12 protein-coding genes, 2 pseudogenes and 1 riboswitch are annotated in these 18,182 nt (G+C 72.3%); of the genes and pseudogenes, 7 read left to right on the top strand and 7 right to left on the bottom strand.

Annotation, left to right across the window (positions count from 1 at the left end; translation table 11 throughout):
• Positions 1-26: 26 nt before the first annotated feature.
• The 3 genes and pseudogenes from ACFY0K_RS40280 to ACFY0K_RS40270 all read right to left on the bottom strand — a co-directional run.
• Positions 27-971, bottom strand: coding sequence for a sucrase ferredoxin (locus ACFY0K_RS40280; protein ID WP_390644031.1), 945 nt, complete (start codon positions 969-971; stop codon positions 27-29).
• Between the two features lie 68 nt (positions 972-1,039).
• A complete protein-coding gene (locus tag ACFY0K_RS40275) occupies positions 1,040-2,296 on the bottom strand; it encodes a citrate/2-methylcitrate synthase (protein ID WP_390644030.1) in 1,257 nt (418 codons plus the stop codon).
• 105 nt (positions 2,297-2,401) lie between these two features.
• Positions 2,402-2,950 (bottom strand): annotated as a pseudogene (locus ACFY0K_RS40270) (formyltetrahydrofolate deformylase); the annotation flags it as partial.
• Positions 2,951-3,005: 55 nt separating this feature from the next.
• Between ACFY0K_RS40270 and ACFY0K_RS40265 the strand changes: the two are divergent.
• Entirely contained in the window at positions 3,006-4,304 is a 1,299-nt protein-coding gene (locus tag ACFY0K_RS40265) for an ROK family protein (RefSeq protein WP_351960204.1), read from the top strand.
• 4 nt (positions 4,305-4,308) lie between these two features.
• Here the strand turns inward: ACFY0K_RS40265 and ACFY0K_RS40260 are convergent, their stop codons facing one another.
• A complete protein-coding gene (locus ACFY0K_RS40260; protein ID WP_390644029.1) occupies positions 4,309-5,400 on the bottom strand; it encodes a Gfo/Idh/MocA family protein in 1,092 nt (363 codons plus the stop codon).
• A gap of 148 nt (positions 5,401-5,548) precedes the next feature.
• On the opposite strand from ACFY0K_RS40260, the gene ACFY0K_RS40255 reads away from it, so the two are divergent.
• A complete protein-coding gene (locus ACFY0K_RS40255; protein WP_390644028.1) occupies positions 5,549-6,586 on the top strand; it encodes a sugar phosphate isomerase/epimerase family protein in 1,038 nt (345 codons plus the stop codon).
• A 277-nt stretch (positions 6,587-6,863) separates the two neighbouring features.
• Here the strand turns inward: ACFY0K_RS40255 and ACFY0K_RS40250 are convergent.
• Positions 6,864-7,158, bottom strand: a pseudogene (locus ACFY0K_RS40250) (IS5/IS1182 family transposase); the annotation flags it as partial.
• A gap of 230 nt (positions 7,159-7,388) precedes the next feature.
• Positions 7,389-8,204, bottom strand: coding sequence for an SAM-dependent methyltransferase (locus ACFY0K_RS40245; RefSeq protein ID WP_388604589.1), 816 nt, complete (start codon positions 8,202-8,204; stop codon positions 7,389-7,391).
• 925 nt (positions 8,205-9,129) lie between these two features.
• On the opposite strand from ACFY0K_RS40245, the gene ACFY0K_RS40240 reads away from it, so the two are divergent.
• Positions 9,130-10,215: a CobW family GTP-binding protein gene (locus tag ACFY0K_RS40240; protein WP_390644027.1), complete on the top strand. Its 1,086-nt coding sequence runs from the start codon at positions 9,130-9,132 to the stop codon at positions 10,213-10,215.
• Here the strand turns inward: ACFY0K_RS40240 and ACFY0K_RS40235 are convergent.
• Complete coding sequence (locus tag ACFY0K_RS40235; protein ID WP_390644120.1) at positions 10,212-12,668, bottom strand: DNA topoisomerase (ATP-hydrolyzing) subunit A; 2,457 nt, start codon at positions 12,666-12,668, stop codon at positions 10,212-10,214. The genes ACFY0K_RS40240 and ACFY0K_RS40235 overlap by 4 nt on opposite strands.
• A 301-nt stretch (positions 12,669-12,969) precedes the next feature.
• Here ACFY0K_RS40235 and ACFY0K_RS40230 point away from each other — a divergent pair, with 301 nt between their 5' ends.
• The 4 genes from ACFY0K_RS40230 (at position 12,970) to ACFY0K_RS40215 (ending at position 17,936) form a co-directional block, all read left to right on the top strand.
• A complete protein-coding gene (locus tag ACFY0K_RS40230) occupies positions 12,970-14,373 on the top strand; it encodes a pitrilysin family protein (RefSeq protein WP_351960199.1) in 1,404 nt (467 codons plus the stop codon).
• Positions 14,370-15,758 (top strand): M16 family metallopeptidase, encoded by a 1,389-nt coding sequence (locus ACFY0K_RS40225; protein WP_390644026.1) that lies wholly within the window; start codon positions 14,370-14,372, stop codon positions 15,756-15,758. Before ACFY0K_RS40230 ends, ACFY0K_RS40225 begins: the two co-directional genes overlap by 4 nt.
• A 190-nt stretch (positions 15,759-15,948) precedes the next feature.
• Positions 15,949-16,112: riboswitch (cyclic di-AMP (ydaO/yuaA leader) on the top strand.
• A gap of 12 nt (positions 16,113-16,124) precedes the next feature.
• On the top strand, positions 16,125-16,880 hold the full coding sequence (locus ACFY0K_RS40220) for a M23 family metallopeptidase (RefSeq protein ID WP_390644025.1): 756 nt from the start codon (positions 16,125-16,127) through the stop codon (positions 16,878-16,880).
• A 360-nt stretch (positions 16,881-17,240) separates the two neighbouring features.
• A complete protein-coding gene (locus ACFY0K_RS40215; protein ID WP_351502842.1) occupies positions 17,241-17,936 on the top strand; it encodes a GntR family transcriptional regulator in 696 nt (231 codons plus the stop codon).
• Positions 17,937-18,182 lie beyond the last annotated feature (246 nt).

Raw genomic sequence — 18,182 nt, 5'->3', positions numbered from 1 at the left:
TTGACCAGTTCTTGGGAAAGTCCGGGTCAGCTCGCCAGGGCCGTGGCCCTCCGCAGCTCCCGCAGCGACACCACGTCCATCCGGGCCGGCGCCCCCAGCACCGACACCCCGCAGCTCTCCGGGCGCGGCGGCAGCGAGGCGCCCTGGACCACGCCCACCCGCCAGCGGCGGCCGTCGGTGTGGGCGACCGTGACCTCCCAGCGCGGGGCCGCGCCCTCGGTCCCCACGACACTCAGCGCGCCGGCCGTGTACTCGCCCGCCGCCTCGCGCACCGCCAGTTCGGCCGCCTGGCCGGGCCGTTCCCAGGCGGAGCAGCCGCGGCACCCGTCCAGCACCACGCGGCCCTCGTGGATGCCGTGCAGGACCTCCTTGACGGCATGGGCCTCGGCGCGGCCGTAGGCGTAGCCGTACGGCAGGACGAGCACCGTCGGGGAGAAACGATGACCACCCAGATGGGTGACCTCCCAGATGCCCTCCACTCCGGACGTGGCCAGCTCGGCGGCGAGCGGGCGGCCCAGCAGGGCACAGCAGCGGTCGCGCCTGCCGTTGGTGCAGACGAGCGCGAGCGGACTGCCCGGGTGCGGCCGGCCGCCGAGGGCCGCGCCGAACGAACGGTGGTCGCCCGCGCCGAGCGCGGCGAGGTCGAGGTCGAGCAGGCGGGCCGGATCGCGGGTGGTGGCGCTGTGCAGCCAGACGTTGCCGGGGACCGTGTGGGCGACGTACACCTGGCGTACGGCGGGGACGCCGGGGTCGGCGTGGCGGCCGGGGCGGCGGATGAGCGCGACCCGTACGCCGGTTCCCTCGGCGGCCGCCTCCAGGGCGCGGCCCAGCGCGGGGTCCAGGTGGCTCGAGGTGAGCGCCTTGGGACCCCACGGGCCGGGTTGTTCCAGCAGCAGCCACGTCGTCGCGGTGGCCGCGGTGCCCGAAACGGGCTCGTCGAGCATCCGGGACACGGTTGCGCACCTAATCACAGAGGTGAGCCTAACCTGACTTCGGCCCGGGTGAGTTCCGGCCTCGCCCCCGCACGCCTCCAGTGGGGCTATTCCGGCAGGGGCTGCGGCGGCTTCGGGCCGACGTAGTGGCCGCTGGGGCGCATGCGCAGCGGGCGTTCCCCGTACTCCTCCAGGGCGTGGGCGATCCAGCCCGCCGTCCGGGCGACGGCGAAGATCGTCTCGCCCGCCGTGGCCGGCATCCCGCAGGAGGCCGTGAGCACGGCGAGCGCCAGGTCGACGTTGGCGTGCAGCGGGGTGTGCCGGGCGGTCGTGGCGACGATGTCCCGGGCCGCGAGCAGGGCGGGCTCCGCACGGGGGACGTCCTCGAGGAGTGCGAACAGCGCACGCGCGCGTGGGTCCTCGCCCTGGTAGAGGCGGTGGCCGAGGCCGGGGATGCGGCGGCCCGCGCGGAGTTCGTCCGCGATCACCGTGACCGCGGTGCCCTGGTCGAGGACGTCGAGCAGCATCCGGTGGGCGAGGCCGCTGGAGGCGCCGTGCAAGGGGCCTTCGAGCACGCCGAGCCCTGCCGACACGGCCGCGTACGCGTGCGCACGAGCGGAGGCGGCGACCCGGACGGCGAGGGTGGAGGCGGCCAGGTCGTGGTCGACGAGCAGCGCGAGCGCGGTGTCCAGAACGCGCAGCTCCGCGTCGCCGGGGTCGATGCCGGTCAGCCGGCGCCACAGGCGGTGCGCCAGTGGACCGTCGTCGTGCCCCGGCCGGCGCCGCACCGGGAGGGCGGCGACGAGCGTGGGGATCAGTACGCGCGCGGCGCCGAGGACGGACTCCTCGGACAGGTCGAAGCGCAGCGGGTCCTCGGCGGCCGCGGCGATCGTGGCCACCCGCAGCCGGTCGGTGGGCGAGGTGTGCTCGGGCAGCGCGTCGACGGCCCGGCGGGCGGCCGCGACGGGGGCCTCCGGGGCGGTGAAGGCCGTGCCCCGGGTCATGCGGCCCGTCCACAGCCACTCGGCCACCTCCTCGTAGGAGTGGTGCGCGGCGAGCTCGGTGGCGTCGACGCCCCGGAAGAAGTACCGGTCCTGGTCGATCAGCGTGATCCTGGTGCGCACCGACAGGTCGCCGCCGGAGCCCGGACTCCCGGCGGCCTCCCGCCTGTTGCGCCGGGCGAGCGCCGCCACCTCCCCGGCGTCGAAGGTGCTGGCGCGGCCCCCGGGCTCGCGTCTGCTGCTGAGCTGACCCCGGCTCACGTATGCGTACACGGTCTCGGGCTTCACGCCGAGCAGTTCGGCTGTCTCCCTGGTGCTCAGCCGCCGCGCGGGACTGCCGGGAGCGGGGTGTTGATCGCGCATGGGCGTCACCGTAGCCGCTTCGGCACGGGTTGACTCGATCAATGTTGACAGGGGTCGAGTGGCTCAGGGTTGACGGTGGCCCTGGGTTGACAGGGATCGAGTGGCTCAGGCGAAGACGATGGTGTGGTTGGCGTGCCGGACGACACGGTCCTCGGCGTGCCACAGCACGGCCCGCGAGAGGACCGCACGCTCGACGTCGGCGCCCCGGCGCCGGAGGTCGGCGGCGGTGTCGGCATGGGTGACGCGCACGACGTCCTGTTCGATGATCGGGCCCTCGTCGAGGTCCTCGGTGACGTAGTGCGCGGTCGCGCCGACGAGCTTGACGCCCCGTTCCTTGGCCTGGGCGTAGGGGCCCGTGCCGATGAAGGCGGGCAGGAAGGAGTGGTGGATGTTGATGATCGGCACCCCGACCCGTTCGATGAAGTCGCCGGAGAGGATCTGCATGTAGCGGGCCAGCACGACGAAGTCCACGTCGTCCTGGAGCAGTCGCAGGTGTTCGGCCGCCGACTTGTCCGGGCCCGCGGACGGCACGTGGAAGAAGGGCACGCCGAAGCCGCGTACCTCCTCCGCGGTGTCGGGGTGGTTGGAGATCACCATGGCGACGCTGACCTGGAGTTCGCCCCGCCGGTGCCGCCACAGCAGGTCCAGCAGGCAGTGGTCGCGCCGCCGCCGGTGACGGCAGCGGTCGCCAGGACCATAAGCTCACTGCATGACCGACCACACCCGTACCCTCTCCCTGGTCCTGGGTCTGATCAGGAGCGGAGCGGCCGTGACCAGGCCGGACCTCGGCCGGCAGACCGGGCTGGGCCGGACGATCATCACGCAGCGGGTGGACCACGCGGTCCGGGTCGGCCTGGTGGCCGAGGGCGAGCCGGCCCCCTCCACCGGCGGACGGCCCTCCCGCATCCTGCGGATCGCGTCCGGCCGCGGTGCCGTCCTCGGCGCGGTGTTCGGCGCCACCCACCTGCACGCCGCGGTGACCGACCTCGACGGGACCCCGCTCGCCGACCGACGCGTGCCGTGGGACATCGAGTCGGGCCCCGAGGCATCCCTGGCCACGCTGGTCGGGACGGCGGAGCGGCTGCTGAGCCCGGAGCTGCGGGAGCGCCTGTGGGGGGTGTGCGTGGGCGTCCCCGGGCCGGTCGACTTCGCGCGCGGGACGCCGGTGCGGCCGCCCATCATGGCCGGCTGGCACGGCTTCCCGCTCCGGGACCGGCTCGAGGCGCACTACGACGTGCCGGCCTGGGTCGACAACGACGCCAACCTGATGGCGCTCGGTGCCTGGAGCCGGACCCGGGCGACCGCCGGTGACAACATCCTGCTGGTCAAGGCGAGCACCGGCATCGGCCTGGGGCTGATGTCCAGGGGCCGGCTGCACCGGGGAGCGCGCGGCGCGGCCGGCGACCTCGGGCACACCATCGTCGCCGAGGAGTCCCGGCACCGGTGCCGGTGCGGCAAGTTCGGGTGCCTCGAAGCCTTCGCGGGCGGCTGGGCCCTCAGCCGTGACGCCCGCGCCGCGGCCCTGGAGGGGCGCAGCCCCTTCCTGGCCGAGCGCCTGGAGCGGCTGGAGCGCCGGGACGCGCCGCTGGCCGTCACCGACGTGCTCGACGGCTGCCGGGCCGGCGACCGGGTCAGCACCGAGCTCGTCACCAGGGCGGGCGAGCTGGTCGGCGGGCAACTGGCGACGCTCGTCAGCGTCTTCAACCCCTCGACCGTCTACCTCGCCGGAGTGCTGGCGCAGGCCGGCGACGTGTTCCGGGACCCCGTCGCCGAGGTCGTGGCCAGACGCTCCCTGCCGCTGGCCACCGACGAACTCGTCATCGCCCGGGTCGACCTCGGCCGCGCCGAGGGAGTCGTCGGAGCGGCGACCCTGGCCGTGGACGAGCTGCTGCACCCGGACCTGCTCGACCAGTGGCTCCGGCAGGGCAGCCCGCGCGGGATCCGCGCCCGTACCGGCGACCTCACCGGGCCGCTTCCCCTCGACGTGCCGCTGGCGGGGGCGCGGTAGCGGCTCAGCTGCCCGCGGCCGGTACGTCGACCCAGCCGCCGCCGCGCGCCGAGTCGACGACCGCCTCGGCGAGCTCCGCCGCGCGCAGTCCGTCCGCGAAGGACGGCATCCCGGTGACCCGTTCGCCGCGGACCGCCGCGTAGGCGTCGGCCACGAAGTCGGCGAAGGCCTCGTAGTAACCCTGCGGATGCCCGGCCGGCAGACCGGCCGCCCGCCCGGTGGGGGCGCCGGGCCGGTTCGGGTCGCGCAGCAGCACCTCGTTGGCGGTCCGGCCGCCGATCCACAGCGACTCGGGGGTCTCCTGGCGGAACGCGTAGCTGGCGTCCGGGCCGTCGAAGGAGAACGACAGCGCGTTCTTGTACCCGGCGGAGACCTGGCTGACCACCACCGATCCGATCGCGCCGGCGTCGGTTTCGAGGAGGACGACCGCGCCGTCCTCGGTCTCGACCGGGCGCGGGGTGCCGTCGGCCCCCGGTCGCACCGGGACCGCGCGGGCGAAGGACGCGTTCACCCGGGTGATCCGCTGCCCGGTCACGAACTCGGCGAGATCGCACCAGTGGACCCCGATGTCCCCGAACGCGCGCGTGGCACCGCCGTCCGCCGGGTCGACCCGCCAGTTGGTGGCCTCGGTGCCGGCGAGCCAGTCCTGCAGATAGCTGCCGTGGATCAGCCAGGGCGGCCGGTGACCGGGCCGCCGGATCCGCTCGCGCGCCTCCCGTACGGACGCGTAGTAGCGGTAGACGAAGGGCACGGCGGTGACGAGCCCGCGCTCCGCCGCCAGTTCGGTGAGCTCGCGTGCGGTCGCGGCGTCGGTGGCCAGCGGCTTCTCGCAGACGACCGGCACCCCGGCGGCGAGGGCCGCGCGGCAGAACCCGGCGTGCGTGGCGTTGGGCGTGCACACGTGCAGGACGTCGACCCCGTGCCGCAGCAGCTCCTCGACCGAGCCGAAGCCCTGCCCGGCCCGGAACTCCGCGGCGGCGCGCCGGCCCTTCTCCGGCGTCGACCCGACCACGCCCACCACGTCGCCGCCGGCTACGAGCGCGGACCGGGTGTGCACGGCCCCCATGAAACCGGTACCGATGACACCGACACGCATGACACGCACCTCTTCTCTCTCCCAGGAGCTGACGGAGCTACCGGAGCTAACGCGTGAACAGATCGAAAAAGCGGAGAGCGATGACTCCCGCAAGGTCGACTTTTGCTCACCGTAAGCTAAAGTGGCGGGAACGCCAAGGAGGCCGCACATGAACCAGAGCCAGGCAGAGAGCCGGGAACCGGCCAGGCAGCCGGTCACCCTCTTCACCGGTCAGTGGGCGGATCTGCCGTTCGAGGAGGTGGCGCGGCTGGCGAGCGAGTGGGGCTACGACGGACTGGAGATCGCGGCCTCCGGCGACCATCTGGACCTGGCCCGCGCCGAGGCCGACCCCGACTACCTGCCCCACCGGCAGGCGATCCTGGAGCGCCACGGGCTGAAGGTCTGGGCGATCTCCCACCACCTCGGCGGCCAGGCCGTCTGCGACGACCCGATCGACTTCCGCCACCAGGCGATCCTGCGCCCGGAGGTCTGGGGCGACGGCGACCCGGAGGGCGTACGGCAGCGCGCGGCCGAGGACATGAAGCGCGCCGCCCGCGTCGCCCGCAGGCTCGGCGCAGACACCGTCGTCGGGTTCACCGGATCGAAGATCTGGAAGTACGTGGCGATGTTCCCGCCGGTCTCCCAGGCGGTGATCGACGAGGGGTACGAGGACTTCGCGCGCCGCTGGAACCCGATCCTCGACGTCTTCGACGCCGAGGGCGTGCGCTTCGCCCACGAGGTCCACCCGTCCGAGATCGCCTACGACTACTGGACCAGCGAGCGCACCCTCGAAGCGATCGGCCGCCGCCCGGCCTTCGGCTTCAACTGGGACCCCTCGCACATGATCTGGCAGGGCGTCGACCCCGTCGGCTTCATCACGGACTTCGCCGACCGCATCTACCACGTCGACTGCAAGGACACCCGCCTGCGGCCGCCGTCGGGGCGCGCCGGGATCCTCGGCTCCCACCTGCCCTGGGGCGACCCGCGCCGGCGCTGGGACTTCGTCTCCGTCGGCCACGGGGACATGCCCTGGGAGGACGCCTTCCGCGCCCTGGCCGCCATCGGCTACGACGGGCCCGTCTCGGTGGAGTGGGAGGACGCGGGCATGGACCGGCTGCACGGCGCGGCAGAGGCCGTCGGCCGGATCCGCTCCGCCCTGTGGCCGCTGCCGAAGGCGTCCTTCGACTCGGCGTTCAGCAACCAGTGAGCGCGCCGGGCGGGGGCAGACGACCTTGGGAGAGCGAGCGTGACGCGGGCTTCGCCGGCTTCCTGGTCCGGCGTCTGGCTGAGGTGTAGGAGATTGGCTGCCCGGCCGGGCGCAAGTGCGCCGCCGGGATCCTCGACCTGCTCACCGCGTGGACCAGCAGCGCGAACAGGCTCAGGCCGCCCACCCGGACGCCGGGCTTGCCGTGGTCAACGGCATGGGCTGGGCGCTGCGCCGCCTGGCTCACAGCGCCCGGTGGAACACCCCCGGCTGGGAACAGGTAGGCGACGGCGAGTTCGTCCGTTCGCATGGCCAGGCCGCGCCACTGCTTCAGCTGGTTGATGCATCGCTCGACCGCGCTGCATCGCCGTAGGCCTCGGCGTCGAAGGCCGGTGGGCGGCCGCAGGCGCGGCCTCGACGCAAGCGGTGGCCGGTCCGGTCGGACGGCTGGGGATGACGGCTCGGATTCCACGCCGGCGAAGGTGACCTCGGATCGCGCGGGATGAGTACGCGCGGTCCGCCGGCACCGCATCGGGTCGAGTCCTCTGTCTTCCGGGCCCGCTTCGCGCAACACGGATGCCGGCCACGAGGATCTCGGCGGCCGAGGCGTCGCCCGCCTGGCCTGCGGCCGCCATCGCGGGCCAATCCTTCGCCGGACCGTCCGAGATCGACCAAGCCGCCCGCCTCACTCGTCTGGCAACAGCCCGGCTCAACGCGCGGGCTCGGCCCTGGACAGGGGCAGACCTACACCGCCAACCCGCCTCCTACGCCGCCAGTACGTCTACACCGTTTGAGGAATCCAGCACTAGCGCTTGATACCTACGCCCGCCAGCAGACTGATCTGCGCGTCCGTGGGCTCCGTACCGTCGGCCGGTTTGGCAGGACGCCAGCGGTGGCAGCACACGATGCCGGGCTCGATCAGGTCGAGTCCGTCGAAGAAACGGCGTACGTCGCTGTGGGAACGGAACTGCACGGGTGCCCCGGACTTGGTGTAGACGTCCGCGACCTTGTTCCAGGTATCGGGATCGAAGTCGGGCGTGCAGTGGTTCATTGCGAGGGCGCTGCCGGCCGGAAGCGGGTCGAGCAGCCGGCGGATGATGGCGTACGGGTCGTGCGGGTCGGTGATGAAGTGCATGAGCGCGTTGAGGGAGAGCGCGATGGGCTGGTCGAAGTCCAGGACGTCCGCGTCCTGTACGGCGCTCATCAGCGCGTCGGGGTCTCTGACGTCGGCCTCGACATAGGCCGTACGTCCCTGCTTCGTGCTGCGCATGAGGCGTTCGGCGTACTTCAGGACGAGGGGGTCGTTGTCGGCGTACACGACGCGGGCGTCGGTCGCGACGGACTGGGCGACCTGGTGCAGGTTCGGTTCGGTCGGGATGCCCGTGCCGATGTCGAGCCACTGGCGGATGCCGTGCTCCTGCGCCAGGACACGGGTGGCACGGTGCATGAACGCCCGGTTCTCGCGGGCTGTCACGTAGATGCCGGGGTGGGCGGTGGCGGCGACCAGGGCCGCTTCCTTGTCTATCTCGAAGTGGTCCTTCCCGCCCAGGAAGTAGTCGTACATCCGGGCCGAGTGCGCCTTGCTCGTGTCGAGTTCTCGGCCGGCCTGGCTGGTGGTCATGTTCTCCCCTTCGTGCGTGTATGTCTTCAGCCCGCAGGCCAGGAATGGGCCCCGCTGCAGTCCCTGCCGTTCACCGCCCGTCACTTTGCGGCCACGGCGGAACGATCGCCGACGAGCAGGCTCGTCGCGGTGGACGGCCCGCAGTCCGCTCCGCCGCACAAGCGCTTCGTATCCCGTGTCCCAGGCCAGACGACGCGAGCCGCACGCACTGCAGCCGACGTCCGCGCATCTCACGAACGGCCGCCGGTGCGTCGCTGCTGGAACGGGGATCAGTCACGCCCAACCTCCTGGAGAGCTGCCAACGACCCTACCTGCGGAACGACTTGACGTCGTCACCAAGGTGATAACCGCGTTGCTGAAATTATCAGGGCGAAGGCGCAGCCTGTCACTGCCCGGAACGGGTGCGGGGCCGGCCGCGCCGAGAGGAACGGCGATGGTCGCCTTCCGCCCGGCACCTGCTCGTTCGCGTCCTGTCGTTCTGACCCGCCGCACCGCAGGACCGAGCCCGCCTCAGGGGTGCCTGACGGCGGGGCGGAGGCCCGGATGCCGGGGCGCCGCGGGTGCCGCTTTCGCGGCCGCCTGGAGGACACGGTCGGCCGGCCCCGCACCAGCGCGCCGCTCCCGTTCATCTCCGACCACCCCGACGCCGTCCTCTCCCCGGTACGGCCTACCGCGCTTCCCCGGCAGGCGCAGTACCAGAACGCTACGGCAGGCACACGGGCCATGGCACGTCGTGGCCCGGCAGCAATCCCTACGGGTGAACCTGGGTTGACGAACCGGGCGCGGTGCTGGAGGAGCGGCCTGGGGCCGAAACCGGAGGTGGCCGGCGTCGCCGTGTAGCCGGACCGGGGCGCGGTGTCCGGGCCTGCGGGATTTCCTATCCTGGACCGGCCCGCCACCTCCGCCCGCGCGAAAGAGGCCCCCGTTGGAGCACCACCCCACCCCCCGGCAGATCCCGGTCGTCGTCCTCGCCGGATTCCTGGGGTCCGGGAAGACCACGCTCCTCAACCACCTGCTGCACCGCAGCGGAGGCAGCCGGATCGGGGCGATCGTCAACGACTTCGGGGCCATCGAGATCGACGCGATGGCCGTGGCCGGCGCCCTCGGCGACTCGACCGTCTCGCTCGGCAACGGGTGCCTGTGCTGCGCCGTCGACGCCAGTGAACTGGACGTCTACCTGGAGCGGCTCGCGGGGCCCGGCACCGGAGTCGACGTCGTCGTCATCGAGGCCAGCGGTCTCGCCGAACCCGAGGAACTCGTCCGGATGCTGCTCGCCAGCGAGCACCCCGGCATCGTCTACGGCGGCCTCGTCGAGGTCGTCGACGCCGCCGAGTTCGACGACACCCGCGCCAAGCACCCCGAGATCGACCGGCACCTCGCCCTCGCCGACCTGGTCGTCGTCAACAAGCTCGACCGGGCCGCGGAGGGCGGCGAGCGCGTCCTCGGGCTGGTCCGGTCGCTCAGCGACCGCGGGGCCGCCGTCGTCCCCGCGACCTACGGCCGTGTCGACCCCGAGTTCCTGTTCGACTGCCGGCCCAGCACCGAGCGCGTCGGACAGCTGTCCTTCGACGACCTGCACGACCACCACGACGGCCACGCCGACGGCGGTGAGCACGAGGGGCATCTGCACGCCGCCTACGACACCCTGTCCTTCGCCACCGCGCTGCCCCTCGACCCCCGTCGGCTGATGGCCTTCCTCGACAGCCGTCCCGAGGGGCTCTACCGGATCAAGGGGTACGTCGACTTCGGGCCGTACGACCCGGGCAACCGGTACGCCGTGCATGCCGTGGGCCGGTTCCTGCGGTTCTACCCGGAGGCCCGGGGGCGCGGCGAGGAACGGCTCACGCAGCTCGTGCTGATCGGCTCCGGCGTCGACGCGACCGCGCTCCGCAAGGAGCTGGAGGCGTGCACGAACGACGCCCCACACGCCGACGAACACGGCATGTGGGGCGTCCTGCGCTACGTCCAGGGCCTGACGGACGGCCCCGACGGAGACGGGTACGAGGCCTAGACCGGGCCCGCCACCACCCACACCGTCTTCGCCAGCGACACGCCGGAGCCGTCGCGGCGCGGGTCGATCTCCGGGAGGTCGACCGGGGTGCCGTTCTTCTGCGCCGCCTTCGCCGGGACCGGGCCCGCCCAGGCGAAGGACAGGCAGTCCTCGCCCTTCAGGAACCGCTGGCAGCGCACGCCGCCGGTGGCCCGGCCCTTGCGGGGGTACTGGTCGAACGGCGTCAGCTTGGCCGTCGTCTGCACCGAGTCGTCGAGGGTGCCGCGCGAGCCGGCCACCGTGAAGACCACCGCGTCGGCCGCCGGGTCGACGGCGGTGAAGGAGATGACCTTCGCGCCCTCGGTGAGCTTGATGCCCGCCATACCGCCCGCCGGACGGCCCTGCGGGCGCACCTGGGAGGCCTGGTAGCGCAGCAGTTGCGCGTCGTCCGTGATGAAGACCAGGTCCTCCTCGCCGGTGCGCAGCTCCATCGCGCCGACGATCCGGTCGCCCTCCTTGAGGGTGATGACCTCCAACTCGTCCTTGTTGGACGGGTAGTCGGGGACCACGCGCTTGACCACGCCCTGCTCGGTGCCGAGGGCGAGACCCGGCGAGGACTCGTCCAGGGTGGTCAGGCAGACCACCGTCTCGCCGTCCTCCAGCGAGAGGAACTCGGAGAGCGGGGCGCCGCCGGCCAGGTTCGGGGCGGTCGCCGTCTCCGGGAGCTGGGGGAGGTCGACGACGTTGACGCGCAGCAGCCGGCCCGTCGAGGTGACCGCGCCGATCTCACCGCGCGCGGTCGCGGGGACCGCCGAGACGATGACGTCGTGCTTGGCGCGCTTGCCGTCGGCGTCCGCCGGGAACGGCTCGCCGTTCATGGTGCGGGCGAGCAGGCCCGTCGAGGACAGCAGCACCCGGCACGGGTCGTCGGCCACCTGGAGGTCCACCACGGCCGCCGGGGCGCCCGAGGCCTCCAGCAGGACGGTGCGCCGTTCGGTGCCGAACTTCTTGGCCACCGCGGCCAGTTCGGCCGAGACCAGCTTGCGCAGCTCCGCGTCCGAGTCCAGGATCCGGGTCAGCTCGGCGATCTCCGCGGTGAGCCTCTCCTTCTCCGACTCCAGCTCGATGCGGTCGTACTTGGTCAGACGGCGCAGGGGCGTGTCCAGGATGTACTGCGTCTGGATCTCCGACAGCGAGAAGCGCTCCATCAGGCGCTCCTTGGCCTGCGCGCTGTTCTCGCTGGAGCGGATCAGCCGGATGACCTCGTCGATGTCGACGAGGGCGGTGAGCAGACCCTCCACCAGGTGCAGGCGGTCGCGACGCTTGCCGCGGCGGAACTCGCTGCGCCGGCGGACCACGTCGAAGCGGTGGTCCAGGTAGACCTCGAGCAGCTCCTTGAGGCCGAGGGTGAGCGGCTGGCCGTCCACCAGGGCCACGTTGTTGATGCCGAAGGACTCCTCCATCGGCGTCAGCTTGTAGAGCTGCTCCAGGACCGCCTCCGGCACGAAGCCGTTCTTGATCTCGACGACCAGGCGCAGCCCGTGCTCGCGGTCGGTGAGGTCCTTGACGTCGGCGATGCCCTGCAGCTTCTTGGCGTTGACCAGGTCCTTGATCTTGGCGATGACCTTCTCGGGGCCGACCGTGAAGGGCAGTTCGGTGATGACCAGGCCCTTGCGGCGGGCCGTCACCGTCTCCACCGCCACCGTGGCCCGGATCTTGAAGGTGCCGCGGCCCGTCTCGTAGGCGTCCCGGACCCCCTCCAGGCCGACGATCCGGCCGCCGGTGGGCAGGTCGGGGCCGGGGACGTGCTTCATCAGCGCGTCCAGGTCCGCGTTCGGGTAGCGGATCAGGTGCCGGGCGGCCGCGATGACCTCGCCGAGGTTGTGCGGCGGCATGTTCGTCGCCATGCCGACGGCGATCCCCGACGAGCCGTTCACCAGCAGGTTCGGGAACGCGGCGGGCAGCGCCACCGGCTCCTGCTCCTGGCCGTCGTAGTTGGGCGCGAAGTCGACCGTGTCCTCGTCGATCGACTCGGTCATCAGGCTGGTCGCCTCGGCCATCCGGCACTCGGTGTACCGCATGGCGGCCGGCGGGTCGTCGTTGCCCAGCGAGCCGAAGTTGCCGTGGCCGTCGACCAGCGGGACCCGCATCGAGAACGGCTGGGCCATGCGCACCAGCGCGTCGTAGATCGACGAGTCGCCGTGCGGGTGCAGCTTGCCCATCACCTCGCCGACCACACGCGCGCACTTCACGTAGGCGCGGTCGGGGCGCACACCCATCTCGTTCATCTGGTAGACGATCCGGCGGTGCACCGGCTTGAGGCCGTCGCGGGCGTCCGGCAGGGCGCGCGAGTAGATGACCGAGTACGCGTACTCGAGGTAGGAGCCGCGCATCTCGTCCACGACGTCGATGTCGAGGATTCTCTCCTCGAACGAGTCGTCGGGCGGCGGGGTCTTCGTGCTGCGGCGGGCCATCGCTGCCGGCTCCTTGCTCATGCGTGAACGGGATCTGACGCGGACCATTGTGGACCGCGGCACTGACAACCCGGGCCAGGACCCGGTCTCCGCGGCCCGCCCCGGTGCCCGGAGGCCGCCCGGAGCGCGGCCCGGAGATATTCGAGGCGGGTCGGACGCAGGCTACGCGATCCACCCGCGCGATCCGCTGTGGGCGTACGTCGGGCGGGAACTTCGCCCGGCCCCCGCACGCTTGCATACAGTGGCAGGACCGGTAGAAAAACCGCGGTTCGGGACCGCTTCCGCGAGCGAAGGGACGTACATGCCCATGGGTCACACGACCACGGCCGAGACAGGCTCCGGGGGCCTGGCAGCGACCGAGCACCGCTTGGCCAACGGTCTGCGCGTGGTGCTCTCCGAGGACCACCTGACCCCGGTCGCGGCGGTCTGCCTCTGGTACGACGTCGGCTCCCGGCACGAAGTCAAGGGGCGTACCGGCCTGGCTCACCTTTTCGAGCACCTGATGTTCCAGGGCTCCGCCCAGGTGAAGGGCAACGGCCACTTCGAGCTCGTCCAGGGCGCCGGCGGCTCGCTCAACGGCACCACGAGCTTCGAGCGCACCAACTACTTCGAGACCATGCCCGCCCACCAGCTGGAGCTCGCCCTCTGGCTGGAGGCCGACCGCATGGGCTCGCTGCTCGCGGCCCTGGACGACGAGTCGATGGAGAACCAGCGGGACGTCGTCAAGAACGAGCGCCGCCAGCGCTACGACAACGTCCCCTACGGCACGGCCTTCGAGAAGCTGACCGCGCTCGCCTACCCGGAGGGCCACCCGTACCACCACACGCCGATCGGCTCGATGGCCGACCTGGACGCGGCCACCCTGGAGGACGCCCGCGCGTTCTTCCGCACCTACTACGCGCCCAACAACGCGGTGCTCTCCGTGGTCGGCGACATCGACCCGGAGCAGACCCTCGCCTGGATCGAGAAGTACTTCGGTTCCATCCCGGCGCACGACGGCAAGCCCACCCCGCGCGACGGCTCGCTGCCCGAGGTCATCGGCGAGCAGCTGCGCGAGGTCGTCGTCGAGGAGGTGCCCGCGCGGGCGCTGATGGCCGCCTACCGGCTCCCGGAGGACGGCACGCGCGCGTCCGACGCGGCCGACCTGGCCCTCACCGTCCTCGGCGGCGGCGAGTCCTCCCGCCTCTACAACCGCCTGGTCCGGCGCGACCGTACGGCCGTCGCGGCCGGCTTCGGCCTGCTGCGGCTCGCCGGTGCGCCCTCGCTCGGCTGGCTGGACGTGAAGACCTCCGGTGACGTCGAGGTGCCGGTCATCGAGGCCGCCATCGACGAGGAGCTCGCCCGGTTCGCCGAACAGGGCCCGACGCCCGAGGAGATGGAGCGCGCCCAGGCCCAGTTGGAGCGCGAGTGGCTGGACCGGCTCGGCACCGTCGCGGGCCGCGCGGACGAACTGTGCCGCTTCGCCGTCCTGTTCGGCGACCCGCAGCTCGCCCTGACCGCCGTCCAGCGCGTCCTCCAGATCACCCCGGAAGAGGTCCAGGAGGTCGCCAAGGCCCGTCTGCGGCCCGACAACCGCGCGGTGCTCGTCTACGAGCCGCTGTCCGCGGAGTCCGCGGAGCACACCCAGGAGGCGGGGCGCGGCGAGGACCCGGAGCAGGAAGCGACCGTAGAGGCCGGCAACGAGAACGAGGAGACGGCCAAGTGACCGAGCTCGCCACCATGGACTTCCACCCCCAGCCGCAGCCCGGCGAGGCCAAGCCCTGGGCCTTCCCGGCACCCGACCGCGGCACCCTGGACAACGGCCTGACCGTGCTGCACTGCCACCGCCCCGGTCAGCAGGTCGTCGCCGTCGAGGTGCTCCTGGACGCGCCCCTGGACGCCGAGCCGGCCGGCCTGGACGGCGTCGCCACGATCATGGCGCGCGCCTTCTCCGAGGGCACCGACAAGCACTCCGCCGAGGAGTACGCCGCCGAGCTCGAGCGGGCCGGGGCCACCCTCGACGCGCACGCCGACCACCCCGGCGTCCGGATCAGCCTGGAGGTCCCGGCCTCCCGGCTCGCCAAGGGCCTCGGGCTGCTCTCCGACGCCCTGCGGGCGCCCGCCTTCGCCGAGAGCGAGGTCGAGCGGCTGGTCCGCAACCGCCTCGACGAGATCCCGCACGAGCTGGCCAACCCCAGCCGCCGCGCCGCCAAGGAGCTCTACAAGGAGCTGTTCCCGTCGACCGCGCGGATGTCCCGGCCGCGCCAGGGCACCGAGGACACCGTCGAGAAGATCGACGCGGCCGCCGTCCGTGCCTTCTACGACCGGCACGTGCGCCCCGCCACGGCCACGGCGGTCGTCGTCGGCGACCTGACCGGCATCGACCTGGACGAGCTGCTCGGCGAGACCCTGGGCGCCTGGCGCGGCTCCACCGCGCAGCCCCGCCCGGTCCCGGCGGTGACGGCCGACGACACCGGCCGGGTCGTCATCGTGGACCGCCCCGGCGCCGTCCAGACCCAGCTGCTCATCGGCCGCGTCGGCCCCGACCGGCACGACCGGGTCTGGCCCGCCCAGGTGCTCGGCACCTACTGCCTGGGCGGCACCCTCACCTCCCGCCTGGACCGCGTCCTGCGCGAGGAGAAGGGCTACACCTACGGCGTCCGTTCCTTCGGGCAGGTCCTGCGGTCCGCCCCCGACGGCACCGGCGCCTCGATGCTCGCCATCAGCGGCTCCGTGGACACCCCGAACACCGGCCCGGCCCTGTCGGACCTGTGGACGGTGCTGCGCACGCTCGCCGCCGGGGGCCTCACGGACGCCGAGCGCGACGTGGCCGTGCAGAACCTCGTCGGGGTGGCGCCGCTCAAGTACGAGACGGCGGCGGCCGTCGCGGGCACCCTGGCCGATCAGGTCGAGCAGTACCTGCCCGACGACTTCCAGGCCACGCTGTACCGCCAACTGGCCGCCACCGGCACCGTGGAGGCCACCGCGGCGGTCGTGAACGCCTTCCCGGTGGACCGCCTGGTGACGGTCCTCGTCGGGGACGCGGCGCAGATCAAGGAGCCCGTGGAGGCCCTCGGGATCGGCGAAGTCACGGTCGTCGCCGCCGAGTAGCGGCACGCGCGTGCGGAGCCCTGGTGACCACCCGGTCACCAGGGCTCTGGAATGTCCGAATTGGGGCGGAGGTTGCCTGTCTGCCCTGTGGGATGTGCGACAAAAACCGTGATCCGTTTGAGCATTGAAGGTGGGCCCTCGTAGGTTCTTCCGGGCTGTCCGTCAGGCATCGCGCCGCGTCCGCGGCACCGGACAGCCATCGCCGAGTCCCCGTACGGCGCGAGCCAGGGGAGCCGGGGACCCACGCAGTCCCTGGGGTGAATCGGGCGCCCGCGCATGTCGCGAGGGGGTCCGTAGGAGACCTTCCTGCTCCGAACCCGTCAGCTAACCCGGTAGGCGAGAGGGAAGGAAAGGACCAGCCTCTACATGGCGTTCATGTGCGCCTCCGGGAAGCACCGTCGTCCCGGCCGGGTGAAGCGCACCACCGCGCAGGCCGCCGGCATCGCGGCCCTCACCACCACGGGTGTCATCGGCACCGTCTCCGCAGCCCCGGCGGTCGCCGCCGAGAACTCCGTGGAGCAGACCGGCCTCACCCCGGTCATCACGATCAGCGACTCCGTCGCCGAGCAGATCGACGCCCAGGCCGTCGCCCAGAAGGCGGTCGCCGAGCGCAAGGCGGCCGAGGAGGCCGCCCGGAAGAAGGCCGCGGAGCAGGCCAAGAAGGAGCGTGCTGCCAAGGCGCGCGCCGCCCGCGAGGCCGAGCGCAAGCGCCTCAACACCTTCGTCGCGCCGATCAGCGGCTCCTACGTCTCCACCGGCTACAAGACCGGCGGCTCCCTGTGGTCCTCCGGTGCCCACACCGGCATCGACTTCCACGCAGCGAGCGGTACGGTCGTGCACGCGGTCGGCACCGGCACGGTCGTCTCCACCGGCTGGGGCGGGGCGTACGGCAACGAGATCGTCATCAAGATGGCCGACGGCATGTACACCCAGTACGGCCACCTCTCGTCCATCGGCGTCTCGGTGGGGCAGCAGGTCACGCCGGGCCAGCAGATCGGGCTCTCCGGCGCGACCGGCAACACGACCGGCCCCCACCTCCACTTCGAGGCCCGTACGACCCCCGAGTACGGCTCCGACGTCGACCCGGTCGCCTACCTCCGCAAGCACGGCGTGAACGTCTGAGGGAGCCGGACGGCTGCGCTGAGGCCGACGTGGCCTCGGCCGGGTGCGGGTGCGTGGGGGTTGCTCGCGCAGTTCCCCGCGCCCCTTTCAGGGGCGTCACGGGCAGCGCCCCTTCAGGGGCGCGGGGAACTGCGCGACCGGCCACGACGCGCCCGCAGCCGACCACCGTGCGACAACAACTCGTGAGAAGTTCCGCAGCCCCGGCCCGTGCGCCGGGGCTTTCGTCGTTTTCGTGCCGCTGCTGTCCAAAATATATCCCTGGATTCCGGCCCCCCTTCGGAAATTCCGGCTCATTGCAATAGAGTCACGGAACGAGCGCCACTCGGCGGCGTTTCACGGGGATTAAGGCGGAGGTCGGACATGCGTATTCCGGCGCACTCGGTATGCACGGCGATCCGGGACGACATCGTCGCGGGTGTCTACGAGCGGGGCAGCCGGCTCACCGAGGAACTCCTGGCCCGTCGTTACGGGGTCTCGCGCGTCCCCGTCCGTGAGGCCCTGCGCACCCTGGAGGCCGAGGGCTTCGTGGTGACGCGCCGGCACGCGGGCGCGTGCGTGGCCGAACCGACCGAGCAGGAGGCCGCCGACCTGCTGGAGATGCGCATGCTCCTGGAGCCGCTCGGCGCCTCCCGGGCCGCCCAGCGCCGCACCGAGGCCCACCTCAAGGTGCTGCGCGGACTGGTCAGGCTGGGGCAGGAGCGGGCCCGGCGGGGCAACAGCGAGGATCTGCGCTCCCTGGGCGGCTGGTTCCACGAGACGCTCGCGCAGGCCTCCGGCAGCCACGCCCTGACCTCGACGCTCACCCAGCTGCGTCACAAGATCGCCTGGATGTACACCGTGGAGACGCCCGCCAACCCCGTGGAGTCCTGGACGGAGCACGGCGCCATCGTGGACGCGGTGGCGCGGGGGGACGGCGACCGTGCCCGGGCGATCACGGCCCTGCACACCGAACGCTCGACGGTCTCCCACCGGCTGCGATTTCCCGGCGCCACCGAACGGGCGAACGGTGTGAGGACTTCGCAACATCCCGTAAACATGTCGGGCCTGCGGCATTAACACGCGCGCCGTATACAAAGAGGTGTTATTCGGCGGGGCGTATTTTCGCTGCCCGAATTCAAGCGCGCCGGGAATTAACGGGCGCGCTCGTTTCGTATGCCCGCGGTAAAGTCGGGTGCCGGGTTTCCGTGAACTCCCGGGCGGGATCGTCGTAAAGCCGGGTGCGGGTTCCGTATGGGCGGCGGGGAAACGGCGAGGCCGCGCCGACCCCTGTGGGGGTGGCGCGGCCCCGGACGTGCGGGCGCA

The sequence above is a fragment of the Streptomyces sp. NPDC001507 genome, assembly GCF_042894765.1.
GTDB lineage: Bacteria > Actinomycetota > Actinomycetes > Streptomycetales > Streptomycetaceae > Streptomyces.
This window is presented reverse-complemented; position numbering and strand designations above follow the sequence as displayed.